At 69.0% G+C, this 22,413-nt stretch carries 24 protein-coding genes; 8 read left to right on the forward strand and 16 right to left on the reverse strand.

Annotated features, from left to right (window positions below; all coding sequences use genetic code 11):
- Positions 1-131 precede the first annotated feature (131 nt).
- Positions 132-536: a VOC family protein gene (locus tag HFP15_RS38905; RefSeq protein WP_168523037.1), complete on the forward strand. Its 405-nt coding sequence runs from the start codon at positions 132-134 to the stop codon at positions 534-536.
- Positions 537-557: 21 nt separating this feature from the next.
- Here HFP15_RS38905 and HFP15_RS38910 read toward each other — a convergent pair whose 3' ends face one another.
- Genes HFP15_RS38910 through HFP15_RS38935 form a run of 6 tightly spaced genes read right to left on the reverse strand, consistent with a single transcriptional unit; the run spans position 558 to position 5,016 of the window.
- The gene (locus HFP15_RS38910; RefSeq protein ID WP_168523039.1) at positions 558-1,097 is read right to left on the reverse strand and encodes an OsmC family protein; all 540 of its coding nucleotides are present in this window, start codon (positions 1,095-1,097) and stop codon (positions 558-560) included.
- Entirely contained in the window at positions 1,057-2,145 is a 1,089-nt protein-coding gene (gene hisC / locus HFP15_RS38915) for a histidinol-phosphate transaminase (RefSeq protein ID WP_168523041.1), read from the reverse strand. Before hisC ends, HFP15_RS38910 begins: the two co-directional genes overlap by 41 nt.
- A complete protein-coding gene (locus HFP15_RS38920) occupies positions 2,142-2,765 on the reverse strand; it encodes an alpha/beta fold hydrolase (RefSeq protein ID WP_168523043.1) in 624 nt (207 codons plus the stop codon). The genes hisC and HFP15_RS38920 overlap by 4 nt, the downstream gene beginning before the upstream one ends.
- Before the next feature lie 2 nt (positions 2,766-2,767).
- Complete coding sequence (locus HFP15_RS38925) at positions 2,768-3,091, reverse strand: biotin/lipoyl-containing protein (protein WP_168523045.1); 324 nt, start codon at positions 3,089-3,091, stop codon at positions 2,768-2,770.
- Complete coding sequence (locus tag HFP15_RS38930; RefSeq protein ID WP_168523047.1) at positions 3,084-4,073, reverse strand: alpha-ketoacid dehydrogenase subunit beta; 990 nt, start codon at positions 4,071-4,073, stop codon at positions 3,084-3,086. Before HFP15_RS38930 ends, HFP15_RS38925 begins: the two co-directional genes overlap by 8 nt.
- A complete protein-coding gene (locus HFP15_RS38935; RefSeq protein WP_246272462.1) occupies positions 4,066-5,016 on the reverse strand; it encodes a thiamine pyrophosphate-dependent enzyme in 951 nt (316 codons plus the stop codon). Before HFP15_RS38935 ends, HFP15_RS38930 begins: the two co-directional genes overlap by 8 nt.
- A 190-nt stretch (positions 5,017-5,206) precedes the next feature.
- Here HFP15_RS38935 and valS point away from each other — a divergent pair, with 190 nt between their 5' ends.
- Positions 5,207-7,750 (forward strand): valine--tRNA ligase, encoded by a 2,544-nt coding sequence (valS, locus tag HFP15_RS38940; RefSeq protein ID WP_312871967.1) that lies wholly within the window; start codon positions 5,207-5,209, stop codon positions 7,748-7,750.
- A gap of 374 nt (positions 7,751-8,124) precedes the next feature.
- Here valS and HFP15_RS38945 read toward each other — a convergent pair whose 3' ends face one another.
- Positions 8,125-9,252 (reverse strand): CaiB/BaiF CoA transferase family protein, encoded by a 1,128-nt coding sequence (locus HFP15_RS38945; RefSeq protein WP_168523049.1) that lies wholly within the window; start codon positions 9,250-9,252, stop codon positions 8,125-8,127.
- Positions 9,253-9,332: 80 nt separating this feature from the next.
- On the opposite strand from HFP15_RS38945, the gene HFP15_RS38950 reads away from it, so the two are divergent.
- Positions 9,333-10,505 (forward strand): acyl-CoA dehydrogenase family protein, encoded by a 1,173-nt coding sequence (locus HFP15_RS38950; protein WP_168523050.1) that lies wholly within the window; start codon positions 9,333-9,335, stop codon positions 10,503-10,505.
- On the forward strand, positions 10,502-11,161 hold the full coding sequence (locus HFP15_RS38955) for a GntR family transcriptional regulator (protein WP_168523052.1): 660 nt from the start codon (positions 10,502-10,504) through the stop codon (positions 11,159-11,161). Before HFP15_RS38950 ends, HFP15_RS38955 begins: the two co-directional genes overlap by 4 nt.
- Here the strand turns inward: HFP15_RS38955 and HFP15_RS38960 are convergent.
- Together HFP15_RS38960 and HFP15_RS38965 are read right to left on the reverse strand one after the other, a co-directional pair.
- On the reverse strand, positions 11,139-12,029 hold the full coding sequence (locus tag HFP15_RS38960) for an NAD-dependent protein deacetylase (protein WP_168523054.1): 891 nt from the start codon (positions 12,027-12,029) through the stop codon (positions 11,139-11,141). The genes HFP15_RS38955 and HFP15_RS38960 overlap by 23 nt on opposite strands.
- A gap of 28 nt (positions 12,030-12,057) precedes the next feature.
- Entirely contained in the window at positions 12,058-12,624 is a 567-nt protein-coding gene (locus HFP15_RS38965) for a TIGR03086 family metal-binding protein (protein WP_168523056.1), read from the reverse strand.
- A gap of 62 nt (positions 12,625-12,686) precedes the next feature.
- On the opposite strand from HFP15_RS38965, the gene HFP15_RS38970 reads away from it, so the two are divergent.
- Entirely contained in the window at positions 12,687-13,427 is a 741-nt protein-coding gene (locus HFP15_RS38970) for a helix-turn-helix domain-containing protein (RefSeq protein ID WP_168523058.1), read from the forward strand.
- A gap of 9 nt (positions 13,428-13,436) precedes the next feature.
- On the opposite strand, the gene HFP15_RS38975 is transcribed toward HFP15_RS38970, so the two are convergent.
- The 4 genes from HFP15_RS38975 to HFP15_RS38990 are packed head-to-tail and all read right to left on the reverse strand — an operon-like array spanning position 13,437 to position 17,117.
- Complete coding sequence (locus HFP15_RS38975; protein ID WP_210718455.1) at positions 13,437-15,800, reverse strand: ATP-binding cassette domain-containing protein; 2,364 nt, start codon at positions 15,798-15,800, stop codon at positions 13,437-13,439.
- Positions 15,797-16,267 (reverse strand): pyridoxamine 5'-phosphate oxidase family protein, encoded by a 471-nt coding sequence (locus HFP15_RS38980; RefSeq protein WP_168523062.1) that lies wholly within the window; start codon positions 16,265-16,267, stop codon positions 15,797-15,799. Before HFP15_RS38980 ends, HFP15_RS38975 begins: the two co-directional genes overlap by 4 nt.
- On the reverse strand, positions 16,264-16,674 hold the full coding sequence (locus HFP15_RS38985; RefSeq protein ID WP_168523064.1) for a VOC family protein: 411 nt from the start codon (positions 16,672-16,674) through the stop codon (positions 16,264-16,266). The genes HFP15_RS38980 and HFP15_RS38985 overlap by 4 nt, the downstream gene beginning before the upstream one ends.
- 5 nt (positions 16,675-16,679) lie before the next feature.
- On the reverse strand, positions 16,680-17,117 hold the full coding sequence (locus HFP15_RS38990) for a helix-turn-helix transcriptional regulator (protein WP_168523066.1): 438 nt from the start codon (positions 17,115-17,117) through the stop codon (positions 16,680-16,682).
- 144 nt (positions 17,118-17,261) lie between these two features.
- Here HFP15_RS38990 and HFP15_RS38995 point away from each other — a divergent pair, with 144 nt between their 5' ends.
- The gene (locus HFP15_RS38995; RefSeq protein WP_312871968.1) at positions 17,262-17,870 is read left to right on the forward strand and encodes a TetR/AcrR family transcriptional regulator; all 609 of its coding nucleotides are present in this window, start codon (positions 17,262-17,264) and stop codon (positions 17,868-17,870) included.
- Here the strand turns inward: HFP15_RS38995 and HFP15_RS39000 are convergent.
- The gene (locus HFP15_RS39000; protein ID WP_168523070.1) at positions 17,828-18,928 is read right to left on the reverse strand and encodes an aldo/keto reductase; all 1,101 of its coding nucleotides are present in this window, start codon (positions 18,926-18,928) and stop codon (positions 17,828-17,830) included. The genes HFP15_RS38995 and HFP15_RS39000 overlap by 43 nt on opposite strands.
- 51 nt (positions 18,929-18,979) lie before the next feature.
- Positions 18,980-20,407, reverse strand: a complete 1,428-nt coding sequence (rox, locus tag HFP15_RS39005; protein WP_168523072.1) for a rifampin monooxygenase — start codon at positions 20,405-20,407, stop codon at positions 18,980-18,982.
- Between the two features lie 145 nt (positions 20,408-20,552).
- On the opposite strand from rox, the gene HFP15_RS39010 reads away from it, so the two are divergent.
- The gene (locus HFP15_RS39010; protein ID WP_168523074.1) at positions 20,553-21,014 is read left to right on the forward strand and encodes an SRPBCC family protein; all 462 of its coding nucleotides are present in this window, start codon (positions 20,553-20,555) and stop codon (positions 21,012-21,014) included.
- 129 nt (positions 21,015-21,143) lie between these two features.
- The gene (locus HFP15_RS39015; protein ID WP_168523076.1) at positions 21,144-21,884 is read left to right on the forward strand and encodes a DsbA family oxidoreductase; all 741 of its coding nucleotides are present in this window, start codon (positions 21,144-21,146) and stop codon (positions 21,882-21,884) included.
- A gap of 197 nt (positions 21,885-22,081) precedes the next feature.
- On the opposite strand, the gene HFP15_RS39020 is transcribed toward HFP15_RS39015, so the two are convergent.
- Positions 22,082-22,321, reverse strand: a complete 240-nt coding sequence (locus HFP15_RS39020) for a DUF2249 domain-containing protein (RefSeq protein ID WP_168523078.1) — start codon at positions 22,319-22,321, stop codon at positions 22,082-22,084.
- Between the last annotated feature and the right edge of the window lie 92 nt (positions 22,322-22,413).

Genomic DNA, 22,413 nt, shown 5'->3' on the forward strand with positions numbered 1-22,413 from the left:
TCCCGACCAACCGGCAGGGGCACGATCTTTGCTCAGGACTCGAAGTCCAGGAGCTCACAGTGCTCACCTACCGGCCAGCTACACCAGGAGTGTGCCGGATGGCTCACTCCCAGAACTGATTAGGAGCCCACATGTCCACCAAGATCTTCGTCAACCTGCCCGTCAAGGACCTCCAGAAGTCGATCGAGTTCTTCACCCAGGTCGGCTACACGTTCAACAAGCAGTTCACCGACGAGAACGCCACGTCCATGGTGATCAGCGAGGACATCTACGCGATGCTGCTGACCGAGCAGTACTTCCGCACCTTCACGGACAGGGAGATCGTGGACGCCACGAAGTCGGCCGAGGTGCTCATCGCGCTGTCCGCCGACTCCCGCGAGGCCGTCGACGAACTGGTGAACAAGGCGCTCGCGGCCGGCGGGACCGAGACGCGGGAGCCCCAGGACCACGGCTTCATGTACGGCCGCAGCTACGCCGACCTCGACGGCCACGTCTGGGAAATCATGTGGATGGACCCGGCCGCCGTCGAGGGCTGAGCCCCGCCGTGACGAGGTCGCTCACGGTGCTGGGTCGGCGGCCTCCGCAGGGGTGAGACCGTCGAATGTGGTGCTGACGTCCGTCGCGGCGCGCAGGGTCTGGTACACGACGCAGTAACGCTCGGTGCGCCGCTGCACCGTCTCCAGCCGCGCCGCGTCGGCGTCGGTGTCCAGCGCGAACGACAGCCGGATCGCGCGGAACCCGACCGGTGCCTGCTTGTCCACCCCGAGCGTGCCGCGGAAGTCGAGATCGCCCTCGGCGCGCACCGTGCCGCCGCGGATCTCCAGCCCCAGCGACGTGGCCACCGCCCGCAGCGTCACGCCCGCGCACGCGACCAGTGCGTCCAGCAGCATGTCGCCGGAGCAGGCCAGCGTGCCGTCACCACCGGCGCCCGGATGCAGCCCCGCCTCGACCACGGCGCGGCCGGTGCTGACCTTGCAGGACACGGCCGTCCCGGACAGCTCCGCGTCCGCGCTCAGCGTGATCACGGCGGTGTCCGGGTCGTCCCGGTAGCGTTGTTTAAGCGGGGCCTGCAGTTCCCGCAACTCGGCGGCGTCCATCGAACCATCTCCCGGCGGTCTCGAGGAAGGCGTCGTTGTCTTCCGGCTCGCCGATCGTGACACGGCAGCCCTCCGCCGCGAAAGGCCGCACGAGCAGACCCGCCCGCCGGCATTCGGCCGCGAAGGCCGGGGTCTGGACGCCGGTGGGCAGCCACACGAAGTTCGCCTCGGTGTCCGGTACCGCCCAGCCCTGGCGCAGCAGCGCTTCGCGAACCCGCCGCCGCTGCGCGACCACCGCGTCCACGCGTGCCCGCATCGCGTCCTGCCTGCGCAACGATTCGATCGCCGCGTGCTGCGCGATCGAGGACACCCCGAACGGCACCGCGCATTTCCGGATCGCCTCCGCGACCGTCGGATGCGCGACCGCGTAGCCCACGCGCAGCCCGGCGAGGCCGTAGGCCTTGGAGAACGTGCGCAGCAGGCACAGATTCGGATGCGTGGCGAGGAAATCGAGCCCGTCGGCGGCGTGGTCGTCGCGCACGAACTCGACGTAGGCCTCGTCGAACACCACGAGCACGTCCTCGGGAACGGCGTCGAGGAACGCCGCGAACTCCTCGCGCCGCACCGCGGGCCCCGTCGGGTTGTTGGGCGAGCAGACGAGCACGAGTTTGGTGCGATCGGTGACCGCGGCGGCGAGCGCTCGGAGGTCGAGGCGCGCACCGGCGGCCAGTGGCACCGCCACGGTCGCCGCCCCGCAAATCCGCACGACGATCGGGTAGGCCTCGAAGGACCGCCAGGGATACACGACCTCGTCGCCGGGCTGCGCGACGGTCTGCACGATCTGCTGCAGCACGCCGACGCTGCCGGTGCCCACGGCCAGGTGATCTTCGGGCACCCCGAGGCGTTTCGCCAGCTCACCGATCAGCTCGGCCGCGGACAAATCCGGGTAGCGGTGCATCTCGGCCGCGGCGGCCACCGCACGGTCGAGCACCCCGGGCAGCGGCGGAAACGGATTCTCGTTGCTGGACAGCTTCGTCAGCCCGGCGAGCGCCTCACCGGCGCGGTAGACGGGAATGTCGTCGAGGGCGGCGCGAAGCCGGGGCGTCATCGGTTCTCCAGGAACTCGACCGCGGCCTGTTTGAAGGCGCGGCTGGACACGGCGTTGAAGTGGTTCCGCTTCAGGATCGGCACGAACTCCGCACCGATGCGTGCCGCGAAACTCCCGGCCTCCGCCGCGATATCGTCGGCCTCTCCGGCTACCACGAGCACCGGAACCGTTGCCGTGCCCTCGATTCCGTGCCCAGCGATGCCTTCGGCGCAGGCAGCGGGGCCGCCCATCGGTTCGATGTCCCGTTCGGACACCGGACGCCCGTCGATACCGCCGAGCACGAGCCTGCGCACCCGGCCCCGGCGGGTCAGCTCCCAGCCGATCAGCCCGCCCATCGAATAAGTCACCACGTCCACTGTGGACATACCGGCGGCGTCGAGCGCGGCCGTCACGTCGTCGGTCAGGGTCTCGGGCGAGTATCCCGTTCCCGGCTCGTCGCTCTGGCCGTGCCCCCGCAGGTCCACGGTCACCACGCCGCGGCCGTCGAGCGCGCGGAGCCAGCCAGTGTCGGCCCAGTTCCGCCTGCCGTCCGAGGCGAACCCGTGCACGAGCAGCACCGGACGCTCGCCCGGCACCACCTCGTAGTAGATCTTCGTGCCGTCATCGGCCGTCGCGAACATGCTCAGTCCTCGGGCGGGGTCAGGCGGACGCGCCGTGTGGCCTTGCGCTCCTGCGGGACCGTGCCGACGATCCCGGCCTTGTCGTCCTCGACGGTGAAGGTCACCAGCGGATCACCGACCGACAGCTCCTCGGACTCGCCCACGTGCAGCTTCAGGACCCGCCCCGACTGCGGCGACGGGATCTCGACGGCGGACTTGGTGGTCTCGACCTCGATCAGCGGCGCGTTGCGCTCGACGAAGTCACCCTCGGCGACCAGCCATTCCAGCACGGTCGCGCTGATCAGGCCCTCGCCGAGATCGGGAAGCGGGAACGTCACCTCAGCCACGGCGGTACTCCAGTACGGTCTGCACCCCGGTCAGGATGCGGTCGATGCTCGGCAGGTACTCGTCCTCCAGCGCGCCGGAGGGGTAAGGCACGTCGTAGCCCGTGATCCGCTGGACAGGCGCGCGGAGCGTGTCGAAGCAGCGTTCGGTGATCAGTGTGGACACCTCGGCGCCGAGCCCGGCGGTCAGCGGCGCCTCGTGCACGATCACCGCGCGCCGGGTCCGCGCCACCGATCCGGCGAGGCCGTCGGCGTCGATCGGCTTGAGCCAGCGCAGATCCAGCACCTCCAGTTCCACGCCGTCCTCCGCCGCCAGCTCGGCGACCTGCAGGCAGCGGGAAACCATCGCGCCCCACGCCACGAGCGTCGCGTGCCTCCCTGGCCGCACGACGCGGCTCGTGCCGACCGGCAGCGTTTCGATCTCGGCTGTGGGATCGAACGGCTCGCGGTGCCAGTACCGCGACTTCGGCTCCATGAAGATCACCGGATCGGGATCGGCGATGGACTGGCGCAGCAGGTGATAGCCCTCGGCGGGCGAGGACGGCGACACCACCTTCAGGCCCGGCACGTGAGCGAACAGCGACTCCAGGCTCTCGCCGTGGTGCTCCGGGGCGCGAATGCCGCCGAAACTGGGCAGCCGCAGGGTGATCGGCATGTTCGCCTTGCCCCGGCTGCGGTAATGCATACGCGCGACCTGGTTGACGATCTGGTCGATCGCGGGATAGCTGAACCCGTCGAACTGGATCTCCGGCACCGGCCGCCAGCCGGCGAGCGCCAGTCCGACCGCCATGCCCATGATCGCGGACTCCGCGAGCGGGGTGTCGAACACGCGCTCCGCGCCGAACTTGTTCTGCAGGCCATCGGTCACCCGGAACACGCCGCCGAGCCCGCCGACGTCCTCACCGAAGATCAGCACCCGGTCGTCGTCCTCGCAGGCGTGCTGGAGCGCCATGTTCAGGGCCTGTTGCAACGAACAGTCAGACATCCGAGGCCTCCTTCCACGCGCGCTTCTGCTCCAGCAGGGCCGTCGTCGGCTCGCGGTAGACGAAGTCGAACAGTTCCTCGCCCGGCCGGTCGCCGAGCGCGAGCAGGCCCTCGCGAACCTGGCGGGTCACCTCGTCGGCATGCGCCTCGGCCTCATTCAGCTCGGTTTCGGTCAGCTCACGAGCGGCCCGGCGCAGCGGATCGCGCTCGGCCCAAGCCTGCTCCTCCGCCAGCGAGCGGTAGCGGCCGGGATCGTCCGAAGTGGAGTGTGGACCCATCCGGTAGGTCATCGCCTCGATGACCACCGGCTCGCCGCTGCGCAGCGCCTGCCGGGTCGCCTCGTACACCGCGCGCACGTCGTTGCCGTCGACGCGCACCCCCTCGATCCCGTATCCCTCGGCGCGCTTGGCGACGGACCCACCCGCCACCTGGCGATCGGTCGGCACCGAGATCGCCCAGCCGTTGTTCTGGCAGAAGAACACCACGGGCAGCCGGTACACGCCGGCGAAGTTCATCGCCTCGTGCACGTCACCCTGAGAGCTGGCGCCGTCGCCGAAATAGGTGATCGCGGCGCCGCCGGTGCCGTCGAGCTTGGCGCCCATCGCCCAGCCGACCGCATGCGTCACCGGCCCGCCGACGACCGCGTTGAACGGCGCGAACCGGGACGCCACCGGGTCGTACATGCCGCCGTGCCAGGTGCCCAGATGCGTGGAGAGGTAGCCGACGAGATCGACCCCCATCGCGACCGCCGCGCCCAGGTCACGGTAGGTCGGGAAGGCGAAGTCGCGGGTCGGATCGAGCGCCGCGGCGCTGCCGACCTGCGCGGCCTCCTGGCCTTTCGACGGCGCGTAGCCGGGCAGCGCGCCCTGCCGCTGCAGCGCGATCGCCTCCTCGTCGATCCGCCGCGCGACGAGCATGTCGCGGTAGAGCCTGCGTGCGTCCATGCAAAAAGCCTGCCCAGGCGGCGATAGACTGGGCAAGAGTTACTTGTTTCGCTGGTCAATCTGTCCGATATGGCGACCGATGGGCTGATGCTGCTGTACAAGTTGCCTAGCTGAAAATCGATTCGATGGCCCCGGCTAGACTTGGATAACCAAATTCCCGCATGACCATTTAGATGAGGTGGCAAAGCGCGTGTCCGAGACCACGCCGAACGTGCCGGACCGGCCAGCGCTGGACGGTCTGGATGCCAAGTGGGCGGACCAGTGGGAGCAGGCCGGCGTCTACCGGTTCGAAGCCCCCGGTGACCGAGCCGCGGTGTTCTCCATCGACACACCGCCGCCGACCGTGAGCGGCTCCCTGCACGTAGGCCACGTCTTCTCCTACACGCACACCGACATCATCGCCCGCTTCCAGCGAATGCGGGGCAAGCACGTTTTCTACCCTATGGGCTGGGACGACAACGGCCTGCCCACCGAGCGTCGCGTGCAGAACTACTACGGCGTCCGCTGCGAGCCGTCGCTGCCCTACGACCCGGACTTCACCGCGCCCGAGCCGGTGATGAAGAAGGGCGAGCGCCCGGTCCAGAGCATCTCGCGCCGCAACTTCGTCGAGCTGTGCGAGCAGCTCACCGCCGAGGATGAGAAGGCGTTCGAGGAGACCTGGCGCCACCTCGGCCTCTCCGTCGACTGGTCCCGCACGTACACCACCATCGGCCGCTACGCGCAGCGCGTCTCGCAGCGCGCGTTCCTCCGGCTGCTGCACAAGAGCGAGGCCTACCAGGCCGAGGCGCCGACGCTGTGGGACGTCGGGTTCCGCACCGCGGTCGCGCAGGCCGAGCTGGAGGACCGCGAGCACGCCGGCGCGTGGCACCGCGTCAGCTTCCACAAGCACGACGGCACCCCGGTTCACATCGAGACGACCCGGCCCGAGCTGCTGCCCGCGTGCGTCGCGCTGATCGCGCACCCGGACGATGAGCGCTACCAGGACCTGTTCGGGCAGACGGTCACCTCGCCGGTCTTCGGCGTCGAGGTGCCGGTCGTCGCGCACCCGGCCGCCGAGATGGAGCGCGGTGCCGGTATCGCGATGTGCTGCACCTTCGGTGACCTCACCGACGTCCAGTGGTGGCGCGAGCTGAAGCTGCCCACCCGCACGATCATCGGCCGCGACGGCCGCATCCTGGCCGAGCCGCCCGCCGGGCTGGACGGCGAGCAGGGCCGCAAGGCCTACGCCGAGCTGGCCGGCGCCACCGTGCACACCGCGCGCGAGCGGGTGGTCGGGATGCTGCGCGAGTCCGGTGACCTCGACGGTGAGCCGAAGAAGACGGTGCGCCCGGTCAAGTTCTACGAGAAGGGCGACAAGCCGCTGGAGATCGTCTCCAGCAGGCAGTGGTTCATCCGCTCGATCGCGCACCAGGACGAGATGCTGCGGCGCGGCGAGGAACTGCGGTGGCACCCGACGTACATGAAGGCCCGCTACGACGACTGGGTCCGCGGCCTCAACGGTGACTGGCTGGTCAGCCGCCAGCGGTTCTTCGGTGTGCCGTTCCCGGTCTGGTACCCGGTCGACGCTTCCGGCGAGCCGGACTACAACGCGCCGATCCTGCCGGACGAGGCCGCGCTGCCGATCGACCCGTCGTCCGATGTCCCGCCGGGCTACACCGAGGACCAGCGCGGCAAGGCCGGCGGTTTCGTCGGGGACCCGGACATCATGGACACCTGGGCCACGTCCTCGCTCACCCCGCAGATCGTCTGCGGCTGGGAGGAGGACCCGGAGCTGTTCGCGCAGACGTTCCCGATGGACCTGCGCCCGCAGGCGCACGACATCATCCGCACCTGGCTGTTCGCCACGGTGCTGCGCGCGCAGCTGGAGTCGGACACGCTGCCCTGGTACCACGCCGCGCTGTCGGGCTGGATCCTCGACCCGGACCGCAAGAAGATGAGCAAGTCCAAGGGCAACGTCGTGACGCCGCTGGGCCTGCTGGAGCAGTTCAGCCCTGACGCGGTCCGGTACTGGGCGGCCAACGGGCGGCCGGGTACCGACACGGCGTTCGACCAGGGCCAGATGAAGATCGGTCGTAGGCTGGCCACGAAGCTGTTGAACGCCAGCAAGTTCGCGCTGAGCTTCCCGGAGCCGGCCGAGGGCGCTTCGATCACCGAGACGCTCGACCACGCGATGCTGTCCGCTTTGGACGATGTCGTGCGGCAGGCCACGGAGGCGCTCGAAGCGTTCGAGTACACCACGGCGCTGGAGCGGATCGAGCGGTTCTTCTGGTTCTTCTGCGACGACTACCTGGAGCTGATCAAGCAGCGCGCCTACGACGAGGACGGTGGCGCGGCCACCCAGTCGGCGCGGCTCGCGTTGCGTAAGGCGTTGTCGTCGCTGCAGCGGCTGTTCGCGCCGTTCCTGCCGTACTGCACGGAGGAGGCGTGGTCGTGGTGGCACACCGATTCGGTGCACACGGCGGCCTGGCCGACCGCGGAGTCGGCTGAGGCCGCGAAGGCCGAGGTGATCACGCTGGCCAGCACCGCGATCAGCGCGATCCGCAAGGCGAAGAGCGACGCCAAGCGCTCGATGCGCTCGCCGGTGGAGATCGTGCGCGTCCAGGGCCCGGCCGGCCAGGTCGAAACCCTGAACGCGATCGGCGCGGACCTACGCGCGGCAGGCAACATCGAAGCACTGGAATTCACCCCCGACGGCGAAGACCTACGAATCGAAGTCCACCTAGCCGACGCCTAACCACCCCACCCCACCCGCGAGTCGAGACTTCCGGGCGCCCGAGTCCGGACTTCCGTGCAGGCGAGTCCTGGGTTGCCTGCGCCCGAGTCCGGACTTCCGTGCAGGCGAGTCCTGGGTTGCCTGCGCCCGAGTCCGGACTTCCGTGCAGGCGAGTCCTGGGTTGCCTGCGCCCGAGTCCGCCCTTGCGCGCGCTCGAGCCGGGACTTCCGCGCGCGTGAGTTCGAACTTCCGCGCGCCCCGCGAGTCCAGACTTCTCCGCGCCCGAGTCGGGACTTCTGTGCGCCTGAGTTGAGGTTTCCGTGCGCGCGGATGTCTGGACTCGCTCGCCTGGATGTCTGGACTCGGGCGCGCGGAAGTCTGGACTCGCGCGGGGGTTAGGTGGGTGGGTGGTGTGCTCCGAGAGTTGGGGGAGCTGTGCGGTACTGGGGTGGGGTGACGGAGAGGCCGATCGGGTTGCGGGGGAGGCCGACCGTCGACCCGTCGGGGCGCGGTAGCCGCACGATCGGGTCCAGGCCGAGGCTTTCGGCGAGCTGGAAGGCGCCCGCCACGTCGTTGACCTCGCCGGCCGGCACCCGGTTCTTGGTCAGCAGCGGCGCCCACTCCGACGCGGGCCGCGGCGCCAGCAGCCGCTCCAGCTCCGCGCGCATGGCGGGCCGGTTCGCCACCCGGGCGGCGTTCGTCGCGAACCGGCTGTCCTCGGCCAGCGCCGGCGCGCCGAGCACCTCGCACAACGTCGCGAACTGCCGGTCGTTGCCGACGGCGAGCACGAGTTCACCCGAGCCGCACGGAATCGGCTCGTACGGCGCCACGCTCGGATGCTGGTTGCCCATCCGCCGCGGCACGACCCCGGCCGCCGTGTACGCCGCGCTCTGGTTGACCAGCGCCGCGAGCAGCGAGGACAGCAGGTTCAGCTCGACGCGCTGGCCCTGCCCGGTCTGGTCCCGATGCCGCAGCGCGGTGAGCATGCCGACCGTCGAGAACAACCCGGTCACCACATCGACCAGCGCCACTCCGACCTTCTGCGGCTCCCCGTCCGGCGCGCCGGTCACGCTCATCAGCCCGCCGAGCGCCTGGATGAGCAGGTCGTAGCCCGGCAGTTCCGCGCCCGCACCCCGCCCGAAACCGGTGATCGAGCAGTAGATCAGCCCCGGCTTCACGGCGCTCAGCTCGTCGTAACCGAGGCCCAGCCGGTCCATCACACCGGGCCGGAAGTTCTCGACCACGATGTCCGAACCGAGCGCGATCTCGCGTGCGCGCGCCAGGTCGGCGGGGTCGCCGAGATCGAGCACCACGCTGCTTTTGTTCCGGTTGACCGACTGGTAATAGGTCGCCTCGCCGTCCTCGGTGTAGGGCGGGCCCCACGATCGCGTGTCGTCACCGGCGCCCGGTCGTTCGATCTTCGTCACCGTCGCGCCGAGGTCGGCCAGCATCATCGTGGCGAACGGCCCGGCGAGCACGCGAGAGAAGTCGGCCACCCTGAGGTTGTCGAGTGCGGAGGTCATCTGAGACACTTTCTTTCGATTTTCGAAAATCGAAGATCAGCGTAGAAGCCGCCTTCCGAAGCCGTCAAGGAGCGCAAGTCATGGCCAGCCAGACCCCCTCCCCGACCGATTTCCTCGAACTTGACGGGTCGCTGTCGGACGAGGAACGCGACATCCGCGACACCGTGCGGGCGTTCGTACGGGACCGGATCGTGCCCAACGTGGGCGAGTGGTTCGAGGAGGCCCGCATCCCGCGTGAGCTGGCCCGCGAACTGGGCAAGCTGGGCGTGCTCGGGATGCACCTCGAGGGCTACGGCTGCGCCGGCACGAGCGCGACGGCGTACGGCCTTGCCTGCATGGAGCTGGAGGCGGGCGATTCCGGCCTGCGCAGCCTGGTCTCCGTCCAGGGTTCGCTGGCGATGTTCGCGATCTGGAAGTGGGGTTCGGAGGAACAGAAGCAGGAGTGGCTGCCGCGCATGGCCGCGGGCGAGGCGATCGGCTGCTTCGGCCTCACCGAGCCCGACTCCGGTTCCGACCCCGGCGCGATGCGCACCAACGCCCGCCGCGACGGCGACGACTGGATCGTCAACGGGCGCAAGATGTGGATCACCAACGGCTCGCTGGCAGACGTCGCCGTGGTGTGGGCACGCACCGACGAAGGCGTGCGCGGTTTCCTGGTGCCCAAGGGCACGCCAGGTTTCACCACCAACGACATTCACCGCAAGCTGTCGCTGCGCGCGTCGGTCACCTCGGAGCTCGTGCTCGACGACGTGCGGCTGCCCGCCGACGCCGTGCTGCCCGAGGTGTCGTCGCTGCGCGGCCCGCTGTCGTGCCTGAACGAGGCCCGCTTCGGCATCATCTGGGGCGCCGCCGGTGCGGCCCGGGCGTGTTTCGAGGCCGCGCTCGACTACAGCAAGACCCGCGTCCAGTTCGGCAAGCCGATCGCGTCTTTCCAGATCCAGCAACAGAAACTGGCCATGATGGCGCTCGAGGTCAACCGGGCCGCGCTGCTGGCGCTGCACCTCGGGCGGCTCAAGGACGAGGGCAGGCTGCGGCCGGAGCAGGTCAGCATGGGCAAGCTCGGCAACGTCAACGCCGCGCTGGAAGTGGCCCGCACCGCGCGGCAGGTGCTCGGCGCGAACGGGGTCACGCTCGAGTACCCGGTGATCCGGCACATGAACAACCTGGAGTCCGTGGTGACCTACGAGGGAACGGCGGACGTGCACGCGCTCGTGGTGGGCGGCGCGCTCACCGGGATCCAGGCGTTCCGGTGACGGTTTCGCGGTCCGCCGCGCCCGCGACGACGACGCAGCACGCGCTGGACGGGCTGCGGCGCGCGGTCGTGGCGGGTGAGCTGCGGCCGGGCCAGCGCGTGCTGCAGGAGGACATCGCCGAGCGGCTCGGCGTCAGCGTCGCCACCGTGCGCGAGGCGCTGCGCGTGCTGGAGCAGGAAGGGCAGGTCGGCTACCGGCCGCGGCGCGGGTACTTCGTGACCGAACTGCGGATCTCCGACCTCGAGGAGATCTACGAGCTACGCCAGGTACTCGAAGAGCGCGCGGCGCGCCACGCACTGCCCACTTTGGACGAAGACGCGCTCGCCAGGGTCGCACTCGCGGCGCAGGACTGCGAGATCGCCGCCGAGCGCGGGGACGTGGCAGCGGAGCTGGAGGCCAATCGCCGGTTCCACTTCGGGCTGCTGGAGTCCCCGGACCAGGTGCATTCGATGCGCCTGATCCGCCTGCTGTGGGATTCGACGGAGGCCTACCGCGCGATGTACTACAACGCGGCGGAGGAACGGCGCAACGCCGTGCACGCGCACGACGCGATCCTCGACGCGGCCCGCCGTGGCGACGCCGACACGCTGGTGTCCGAAATGGACGCGCATCGGAATCGCGCTTTGGTTGTCCTCAAAGGAATCCTGGCTCGCTGAGGGTGGCGGCCAGCTCGGTCAGGGCCGGCCCGAGCGGCCGGTCCACCCGGACCGTCGCATGTGGATCACCGCGGGTGATGCCCTGGTTGATGATCAGCACCGGCTTGCCCGCCTTCGCCGCCCGGTGCACGAAACGCAGGCCCGACATGACCGCGAGCGAGGAGCCCAGCACCAGCAGCGCGCGTGACTCGTCGACCAGGCGGTAGCACTGCTCGACGCGCGGCTTGGGCACGCTCTCGCCGAAGAACACCACGTCCGGTTTGAGCACACCGGACTCGCACACCGTGCAGTCCACCAACCGGAAATCGCGGACGATTTCAGCGGCCAGGTCCGCGTCACCGTCGGGATTGACCTGCGTCGCCGTCGCCACGAAATGCGGGTTCGCGGCGGTCAGGCGAGCGTCGAGGTGCTCGCGCGGGCTGGTGCGGCGGCAGCCGAGGCAGATCACCCGGTCCAGGCTGCCGTGCAGGTCCACGGCATCCGGGGTGCCGGCGGCCTGGTGCAGACCGTCGACGTTCTGCGTGATCACCCCGGAGACGAACCCACGCGCCCGGAGCGCGGCGACCGCGCGATGCCCGCTGTTGGGCCGGGCGCGGGCGATCGTGCGCCACCCGACGTGACTGCGTGCCCAGTACCGCCGGCGACCGTCCTCGCTGGTGACGAACTCGTCGTAGGTCATCGGCGTGTGCCGCCGGAGGCTGCCGGTGACGCCGCGGTAGTCGGGGATGCCCGATTCGGTGGAGAGCCCGGCGCCGCTGAGCACCGCGACCCGGCCCTGCCGGAGGACGTCCACGACCTCGTCGAGCCGATCGGTGCGCGGTAGCGGGTCGCCGGTGGCCTCCCAGGTCAGGGTCGGTCGAGTCCGCACGATCTCCAGCTTACGTGGCGAATCGGCCTCAACCGCCGTTCGCGGTCCAGCCGGGGTCGCGACCGGTCAGGCCGAGCAGACGGGACAGCTTCGGCGCCGTCGCGGGCACCGCGACCTCCGGCCCGTAGACGCCCATCTGACGGGCCTGCTCCGCGGTCTTGCCGACCTCGTCCAGCAGGTAGTCGAGCAGGTCGTCCGGCGGGGTGATGGACTGGCCCGTCGCTGTCGCGAGGTCCCAGCCGTGCACGATGAACTCGGTGGCGATCATGCCGCCGACCAGCGCGGCGGGCAGTTCGGTGGGGCCGCCCATGTGCGTGACGCCGTTCCACGCGCCGGGTTCGCTCCAGGCCTTGGCGGTCCGGTCGAGCTGGGCGAGCAGGTCGGCGGCCGTCAGACCGAGATCGTGTTCCGATTCGGCGGGCGGCGGCACGGTCTCCTTCCTGGCCGCGCCCTCGAGCGAGGGACCCCAGAACAGCAGGTGGTTGATCAGCCCGCGCACGTCGTAGTCCGGGCACGGGGTGGGCGTGCCGAGCTGGTCGGGCTCGATGTCGCGGACGACTTCTTGCAGGCAGGTGGCCGCAGGTGCTACGTACATGTGCTCACCGTAGGGTCGCTTCCGGCGCCGCGTCTTGAACAAACACGACATAGGCTGGGCTGGTGGCGAGGGATTCCCGTGAGCTCGGGGGCGCGTGGACGCGGTTCCAGCGCCACGGGTTCCTGGCCCCGGCGCCGGAGCTGGCCCGGTGGGTCGAGCGGTACTGGGTGGTGTCGTGGCGCTACCGCGAGCCGTACCGGCAGAAGATCGTGCCTTACCCGAACGTGCACCTCACCTTCGGAGACGGCACCGCCACCGTGACCGGCGTCGCGACCAGGTTCACCACACGAGTGCTGGCCGGGAACAGCGGCGTGTTCGGGGTGGCGTTCCGGCCAGGGTGTTTCCGGCCTTTTCTCGGCGGGCCGGTTTCGGCGCTGACCGACCGGGTGGTGGACGCCGGAGAGATCTTCCGCGACCTGCCCGCCGAGCCGGGCCGCGATGCCGTCGAGGCTTTTCTCCACACGCACCTTCCCGCCTCCGACCCCGCCGCGTTCGAGGCCGCCGACATCGTCGCCACGATCGCCGAACACCCGGAACTCACGCGTGTGGACGACCTGGCCCGCCGGTGCGGCACCAGCGTCCGGCAGCTGCAACGGCTGTTCGCCGAGTACGTCGGCGTCGGCCCGAAGTGGGTGATCCGCCGCTACCGCCTGCGCGAGGTGACCGCCCGCCTGGAGTCCGGTGCCCCGGTCGACTGGGCGGCCCTCGCGGCCGACCTCGGATACGCCGACCAGGCCCACTTCGCCCGCGACTTCAAGGACCTGTTCGGCGAACCGCCGACGGCGTACGCGCAGCGGTACTGACCCTCTGGGTCAGGTGCCCACATAGGCCGCGAGATGTTCGCCGGTGAGGGTGGAGCGCTTGGCGACGAGATCGACGGGCGTGCCCTCGAACACGATCTGCCCGCCGTCGTGCCCCGCGCCGGGACCGAGGTCGATGATCCAGTCGGCGTGCGCCATGACCGCCTGGTGGTGCTCGATGACGATCACCGACTTGCCGGAATCGACGAGCCGGTCCAGCAGCGCCAGCAACTGCTCCACGTCGGCGAGGTGCAGGCCCGTGGTCGGCTCGTCCAGGACGTAGACGCCGCCCTTGTCGCCCATGTGCGTGGCCAGCTTGAGCCGCTGCCGCTCGCCGCCGGACAGCGTGGTCAGCGGCTGGCCGAGGCTGAGATAGCCGAGCCCCACGTCGTCGAGGTAGGTCAGGATCTTGTGCGCCGCGGGCGTTTTCGCCTCGCCGTCGCCGAAGAACTCCCTGGCCTCGGCCACCGGCATCGCGAGCACCTCGCTGATGTCCCGGCCGCCGAGGTGGTACTCCAGCACGGAAGCCTGGAACCGCTTGCCCTCGCACTCCTCACAGGTACTGCTCACCCCGGCCATCATGCCCAGGTCGGTGTAGATGACGCCGGCGCCGTTGCAGTTGGGGCACGCGCCCTCGGAGTTGGCGCTGAACAGCGCGGGCTTGACGTTGTTGGCCTTGGCGAACGCCTTGCGGATCGGGTCGAGCAGCCCGCTGTAGGTCGCCGGGTTGCTCCGCCGCGAACCCTTGATCGGCGCCTGGCTCACCGCGACGACGCCCTCGTCGGCGGGGATCGACCCGTGCACCAGTGAGCTCTTGCCCGATCCGGCGACGCCGGTGATCACGCACAGCACGCCGAGCGGGATGTCGACGTCGACGTCACGCAGGTTGTTCGCGTTCGCGCCACGGATCTCCAGCGCGCCGGTGGCCTCGCGGACCGTCTCCTTGACCGAGGCCCGGTCGTCCAGGTGCTTCCCGGTGACGGTGTCGCTCGTGCGCAGCCCGCCCACGGTGCCCTCGAAACACACCGTGCCGCCCGCGGTACCGGCACCGGGACCGAGGTCCACGACGTGATCGGCGATCGCGATCGTCTCCGGCTTGTGCTCCACCACGAGCACCGTGTTTCCTTTGTCACGCAAGCGAAGCAGCAGGTTGTTCATGCGCTGGATGTCGTGCGGGTGCAGGCCGATGGTCGGCTCGTCGAACACGTAGGTGACGTCGGTGAGCGAGGAACCGAGGTGCCGGATCATCTTCGTTCGCTGTGCCTCGCCGCCGGAGAGCGTGCCCGCGGGCCGGTCGAGCGAGAGGTAGCCGAGTCCGATCTCGACGAACGAGTCGAGCGTGTGCCGCAGTGAGGCCAGCAGCGGCGCGACCGAGGCGTCCTTCACGCTCTTCGTCCATTCGGCCAGATCGCTGATCTGCATCGCGCAGGCGTCGGCGATGCTGATCCCCTTGATCTTCGAGGACCGCGCCGGTTCGGACAGCCGGGTGCCGTCGCATTCGGGGCAGACGGTGAAGGTGACCACGCGCTCCACGAAGGCGCGGATGTGCGGCTGCAGGGCCTCCACATCCTTGGACAGCATCGACTTCTGGATCTTCGGGATCAGCCCCTCGTAGGTCAGGTTGATGCCCTCGACCTTGATCTTGGTCGGTTCCTTGTAGAGCAGGTCGTGCAGTTGCTTCTTGGTGAACTTGCGGATCGGCTTGTCCGGGTCGAAGAAGCCGCAGCCGCGGAAGATGCGGCCGTACCAGCCGTCCATGCTGTACCCGGGGATGCGCAGCGCGCCCTCGTTGAGCGATTTGGTCTCGTCGTAGAGCTCGGTCAGGTCGAAGTCGTTGACCGAGCCACGACCCTCGCAACGAGGGCACATGCCGCCGGTGATCGAGAAACTGCGGCGCTCCTTCACGGTCTGCCCCGCACGTTCCATGGTGACCGCGCCCGCCCCGCTGATCGAGGCGACGTTGAACGAAAACGCTTGCGGCGAACCGATGTGCGGCTTGCCGAGCCTGCTGAACAGGATGCGCAGCATGGCGTTGGCGTCGGTGGCGGTGCCGACCGTGGAGCGCGAATCGGAGCCCATCCGCTGCTGGTCGACGATGATCGCCGTGGTGAGGCCGTCGAGAACGTCGACCTCGGGCCTGGCCAGCGTCGGCATGAAACCCTGGATGAACGCGCTGTAGGTCTCGTTGATCATCCGCTGCGATTCCGCGGCGATCGTGCTGAAGACCAGTGAACTCTTGCCGGAGCCGGAGACCCCGGTGAAGACCGTCAGCCTGCGCTTCGGGATCTCGACGTCGACGTCCTTGAGGTTGTTCTCGCGGGCGCCGTGCACGCGGATCAGGTCGTGGCTGTCGGCTACATGCGTCGGGGTGCTCATCGTCTCTCCATCGGTCGAACCAGCCATCGGCCGTCGCGCATCAACTCGCGGCCGGGTAATTCGTTCACCTCCCGCCACGCCTGAATCCGGCGGGGCGTGACGCGGAACCAGTGGTAGGGGGTGGCGAGCACCCGCGGATCGAATGCGGTGTGCTGGGCGAACCGGTCTCCCCGCTCCGTCGGCAGCGCGTCGAGATCGAGGACCTCGACGTCGCCTTCGATCATGACCACGTCGCGGGTGGGTCCCAACGCCAGTCGAACGGACCGGCCGGTCTCGAGGTTCCGCGCGGTCGGCGAGTCCTTCGCCGTGGCCATCAACAGTGCCACACCGTCCCAGTCGAACGACAGCGGCACGAGGTAGGGCGTGCCGTCCGCCGACGCGGTCGCCACCCAGAGGTCGACGTCGTGGCCGAGCCGGTGCTCGGTGTCCCGCCGGCGCTGCGCGCGGGAGCGGGGAGCGGGGTTCATCGCAGTTCTTGGATACGCACCATGTTGCCCGCGGGGTCGCGGAAGGCGCAGTCGCGCATGCCGTAGGGCTGCTCGGTCGGCTCCTGAACGACCTCGGCATCCGCGGCCTGCACGCGTTCGAAGGTGCTGTCGAGGTCCTTGGTGGCCAGCAGGATCCAGCCGTAGGTGCCCTTGGCCATCATCTCCTTGATCACGCGGCGCTCGTCGTCGGTGATACCGGGATCGACGGCGGGTGGGGCGAGCAGGATCGAGGTGTCCGGCTGGTTTTTCGGGCCGACGGTGATCCAGCGCATCGTGCCCTGGCCGACGTCCTGGCGGACCTCGAAGCCGAGAACGTCGCGGTAGAAGGCCAGCGAGGCCTCCGGGTCTTCGTGCGGAAGGGGCGTGGTGTGAATGGTGATGTCCATGTCGCTCACGCTAACTGTGATTCCGAGACCGGCGCTTCTCGATTCCTGATCGGTCGGGTGACCTGTTTGGCGACGCACGCGGGCAGCCCGGCGGCCGCGGTGACGGCGAGATCGCGGTACGCACTTGGCGGCATGCCAACAAGTTCGGCGAACCGGGTGCTGAAGGTGCCGAGCGACTGGCAGCCGACCGCGAAGCAGACTTCGGTGACGCTCAGCTCGCCGACCCGCAGCAGTGCCATGGCGCGCTCGATGCGCCGCGTCATGAGATAGGAGTACGGCGATTCCCCGTAGGCGCGCCGGAATTCGCGACTGAGATGCCCGGCCGACATGTGCACGCCCCGAGCGAGCGCCTCGACGTTCAACGGTTCGGCGTGCTCGCGGTCGATCCGGTCGCGCACGCGGCGCAACCGGGCCAGGTCGGCGAGGTCGGGACTGCTGCTCACCTGCGAAATCGTGCCACAAGGGGCGAAAAGTGACTAGTCGGTGAGCAGATGCCGCAGGTACCGCCCGGGCGCGGCGAGGAAGGGCCGCGTCAGTCACCCCCGGCGCGAGCCGGAGACCGTGCCGGCGCCGGGGATAATGCAACCGTGCTCACCAAGAAAGGGGCCGCGACCCGCCTGCGGATCATCGACGCGGCGGCGGCCGAGATCCGCGAGCGTGGCGTGGGCGCGACGACCCTCGACGACATCTGCCGGCGCAGCGGCACCGGCAAGAGCCAGCTGTTCCACTACTTTCCCGATGGCAAGGAACAACTGCTGCTCGCCGTCGCGCAGCGGGAGGCCGACCGGGTGCTGGAGGACCAGCAGCCCCACCTCGGCCGGCTGATTACGTGGGCCGCATGGGACCGGTGGCGTGACGCGGTCGTCGCGCGCTACCGGCGGCAGGGTGTGCACTGCCCGCTCGGTGTACTGATCACCGAGATCGGCAGGCACACCCCGGCCGCGCAGGCCGTCACCCGGCAGTTGCTCGTGGGGTGGCAGCAGGAGATCCAGGCGGGCGTCGAGCACATGCGGGACAGTGGCCACATCGCCCGCGACGTCGACCCGGTGCGCGCGGCGCAGGCGCTGATCGCCGCGATCCAGGGCGGCGTGACGATCTTGATGGCCACCGGTTCCGCCGAGCACCTGGAGTCCGCTTTGGACCTTTGCCTCGACTATTTGCGTGCCGGGACCCAGTTGCGTACCGCGGGCCGGTAACCGCGCGGTTCGTCGCCGACCTTGGCGCCGGCGTTGATCAGCCACGACTGGTACTGCGGCGTGAACATCACGTACGGCTTGCCCACGGGCACGGCACTGGCCTCGTCCAGTTCGGCACGCAGCTGCGCGGGCAGGTCGAAATCGAGCGCCGCCACCGACGAGTCGAGCTGCTCGGCGCTGCTCGCCCCGACGATCGCCGACGCGATGCCCGGCTGGGTGGCGGCCCAGTTGAGCGCGACCTGAGCCATCGTCACGCCCAGCTTCTCCGCCACCGTTCCCAGTGTTTCGAGCAGTGCCCACTGCCGCTCGGTCCACTCGAAGCCGACGCCGCCGGCACCGGTCAGGCGCCCTTCGCCGGACAGGCCCTCACCGGACTTGCGGTACTTGCCGGTGAGAAAACCGCTGCCCAGCGGGCTCCACGCCGTGATGCCCAGGCCCAGCGCCTGTGCCGCCGGGACGTGTTCGGTCTCGATCGTCCGCTCGATGAGGGAGTAGGGCAGCTGCAGGTTGATCATCGGCGCGAGCGAACAGGACTCGGCCAGTGTCTGCGCCCGTGCCGCGTACCAGGCGGGCACATCGGACAGGCCCGCGTAACGGATCTTGCCCGCCGTCACGAGGTCGTCGAACGTGCGCAGCACCTCCTCGACCGGTGTGATGCGGTCCCAGGTGTGCAGCAGGTAGAGGTCGAGGTAATCGGTGCCGAGGCGCCGTAACGACGCCTCGGCCGCGCGGATCATGTGCTTGCGGCCGTTGCCGCCCGCGTTCGGGTCGCCGGGATCGATGCTGTTGGTGAACTTGCTGGTGATCACCAGCCGGTCGCGGATCCCGGCGACCAGCCTGCCGAGGATCTTCTCGCTATCCCCGGCCGTGTAGAAGTCCGCGGTGTCGATGAAGTTGCCGCCGGCCTCCACGTAACGCCGGAAGATCGGGCGGGCCTCCTCCTCGGTTCTGCCGTAGGGAGCGTGAAAACCGTCCTTGCCGAAGTTCATCGTGCCCAGCGACAGCCTGCTGACGCGAAGCCCGGATTTGCCGAGCAGGTAGTACTGATCGAGTGCCATGAACACCAGCGTGGAGAAACAAAAATTTACCGGCAAGTACAGAACTGGGAGTCAGTCCGTCGAGGCGCCGAACCACCGTGGCAGGTGATCACGCAGCTCCTGCTGGTCGTCGCCGACCCACGCGACATGCCCGTCCGGCCGCAGCAGCACGGCGGGCGCGGCCAGCTCCTCGCTGACGTCCACGACGTGGTCGACCCGGTTTTCCCAGCCCGCAACCGAAAGCTGGCCGGTCTGATCGAGCAGCAGCCCGCGGCCCTCGTGCATCCGGTCGTAGAGCCGTCCCTGTTTCAGCCCGATGTCCCGCAGGCGGCGGCCGAGCAGTTCATGGCCCTCTCCGAAGTCGTAGCGGATCCCGATCGCCGTGACTTTTTCGATCAGGTACCGGTTCACGTCTTCGAGGTCCATCAGCTCCGTCAGCAGCCGGCGTACCGCCTGCGGCCCCGGCTCGGCGGACAGGAGCTCGGACTGCGCGCGGACGCTGTTCAGGACGTCGTCGGCGACCGGGCGCCGTTCGGTCTCGTAGGTGTCGAGCAGGTCTGCCGGAGCCCAGCCGTCGATCTCGGCGGCCAGCTTCCAGCCGAGGTTGAAGGCGTCCTGGACGCCGAGGTTGAGGCCTTGGCCGCCCAGCGGCGGATGGATGTGCGCCGAGTCGCCCGCCAGCAGCACCCGGCCCTCCCGGTATCGCTGTGCCAGCCGCGTGCCGTCGCCGAAGCGGGACAGGAAACGCGGTGAATGCACGCCGAGGTCGGTGCCGGCGAGGGTGCGCAGCCGTTGTTTGAACTCCTCGAAGCTCGGCGGCACGGTGCGGTCCTCGGCCACGTCCTCGGTGCGCACGACAAAGCGATACGCGCCGTCGTCGTGGGGTGAGGGTCCGAACTGGACGGCGGGCTTGGGCGCCGCCGCGGCCACGGCGCTCGCCGTCTCCGCGGAGACGCCCACCTCCATCTCGCCCAGCAACCACTCGATCTTGGCGGGCTCGCCGGGAAAGTCGATGCCCAGCAGTTTGCGCACGGTGCTGCGGCCGCCGTCGCAGCCGACGAGGTAGCGCGACCGCAACTCGCTGCCGTCCGCTAGCACGGCAGTCACGCCCGCGTCGTCCTGGCCGAGCCCGGTCACTTCGCAACCGCGCCGGATCTCGGTGCCGAGTGCGACGGCGTGCTCGGTCAGCAGCCGCTCCGTGGCGGTCTGTGGAATGCCGAGCAGGTAGGTGTGCGCGGTGTCGATCCGCTCCGGCTGCGGCTTGAAGATGCCGGCGAAGCTGTTCCTGAGCGGGTATCGCGTGCCGAGCGCGAGGAACTTGTCCAGCAGGCCGCGCTGGTCCATGATCTCCACGCTGCGCGCGTGCAGGCCGAGCGCGCGGACCTGCCGCGTCGGCTCGGTGTCCTTGTCCAGCAGGAGCACGTCGACGCCGTGCAGGCGCAACTCGGCGGACAGCATCAAACCGGTCGGCCCGGCCCCGACCACGATCACGTCAATCACGAAATCCCCCTTCAACGCCCAAGTTTTGGCTGACGAACTCTGCGGCATGACCGGGGCCTTGCCGCAAGCCCGGGGGTGCGCTATACCTTTGAAGGGGAGACAATCGACTCTAGCCTGATGTCGTCAGGCCCAGCACGCTGCGAGGATGAACCAGCGTGTGATGATCGACCTGGGGATGGACATTCCGTTGCCGGCCACCACGGTTTACGCATTCCTCGCCGACATCCAGAATGCCGAACCGATTCCCCGAAGCGCCGCGGTAAAAATGGTGAAGACGCCGCCCGGCCCCACGCGCGTCGGCACCCAATGGCACGAAAGCGTCAGGTTCGCGCCCGGCCTGTGGATGCATGTCCTTTCCGCCGTCACCGAGGCCGCCGAACCGCATGTCCTCGCGATGCGCTTCACCAGCATGTGGTGGTCGGGCGAGTTGAGGTACGAGATAACGGACTCGCCCACCGGCTGCCGCCTGCACCACCACGAAACACTGACGCCGCGCGCGCCCCTGCGCCCTTTCAGCCGGTGGATCCAGAGCAGCCTCGAGCGCAAGATCGAGGAACGATTGCGGGATATCCGCGATGTCGCGGTACTCGCAAACGGCCGCGGGTAGCCCCACATGCCGGGCAGGGCTTTGGTCCTGATCTTCGAGGGCCTAGAGCACTAGGTGCACGGCGCTACAAGCCGCAGCATGGTGCGGGTCAACGGTGCGAGGCACAAGTGAAAACCAGTGGTGAAGCACATGAGTCTGATCATTTATGGGGATTTCAGTAGCGCATTCTGCTACTTGGCGAGCAAACGGGTGGACGCGCTGCGTTCGGCTGGGATCGACGTCGACTGGCGCGCGGTGGAGCAGGCGCCACGGCTGCCGGTGACGGGCCGCCGGCTCGATGTTGCCGGCCGACAGGCGCTGGACACCGAGTTGACGGAGATGCGCGATTTGCTCCTGCCCGACGAACAAGTTACCTGGACGGTGCCTGAATTCGTACCGAAGACGGAAGCCGCGGTCGCCGGTTACGCCGAGGCATACGGAGCCGGTGTCGCCGACGACATACGCCGACTGCTCTTCCGGGCATACTGGTGCCGCGGATTGAACATCGGCGATCCGGAGAAGCTGCGCAAGCCGATGGTCGGCCCGATTCTAAGGGGTCATTCGCACTCCGACCCATTGCGGTTGTCCGGTTATGCGGTGAGTGTTTCCAGAGGGCCGATCACGACCAGCGCGTGGCGACGCATTCGTATGTGGCAGGACGAATGGGAGGCCCTGGGCAGAGTTCCCCTGCCTGTGCTCGTCGAGAACGGATTGCCGGTATCCGGCTCGGACGTTCCCCGGCAGTTGGCCAAGAGGATCATCCACCTGAATATTGCGATCAGTCCCGAACTTCCTGAGCCGGAACAATATCCCCTACCTCGGGTCCGCCCACCCGCATGGTGGGCGACCCAGGCCGGCGGCCGATGGTCCTACCACTACCGGCGCACATAGCAGTGCCGCGCCGAGATGGCCGTGCTTCGCGCGGCGGGCGAACCGGTGGGGTGGCCGACGTCGCGGAGCGGGTCGGCCTGCATCCGAATGCGGCCCGGTTGCTGGCGGAGATGCTCACCAGCCTGGTCGCGGACATACTGCGCGAGCCGGGCGGGAGCACGGGCGGGGGTGCGCCCCCGCCCGCGTCCCGCTGTTCGTCAGCGCACGGTGCGTCCGATGCGGACCTTCCACACCTCGGGGCCGTGTTCCAGGTAGTCCCAGGTGAACTCGCCGGTGTGTTCGGCAGCGAACTGGTAGTACAGCGGCTTGGGATCGTGGTCGTTGACCAGCACGAAGTTCTCGCCGACTACGAGCGCGCCGTAGGTCGCGAAGATGAGTTCGTGGCGTCGTGCCGGGATCTCCTGGCGGACGTCGAGTTCGGGGCCGGTGGTGGTCATGGTGCTCTCCTCTGTCGACGAGTTGGGGACGGACGGGGTTTCGATCCCCGAAGTCTCCTCAGCGCATTTCAGATCGGCTAGACTAGTTTTTA

The organism is Amycolatopsis acididurans, from assembly GCF_012328925.1.
Classification (GTDB): domain Bacteria; phylum Actinomycetota; class Actinomycetes; order Mycobacteriales; family Pseudonocardiaceae; genus Amycolatopsis_E; species Amycolatopsis_E acididurans.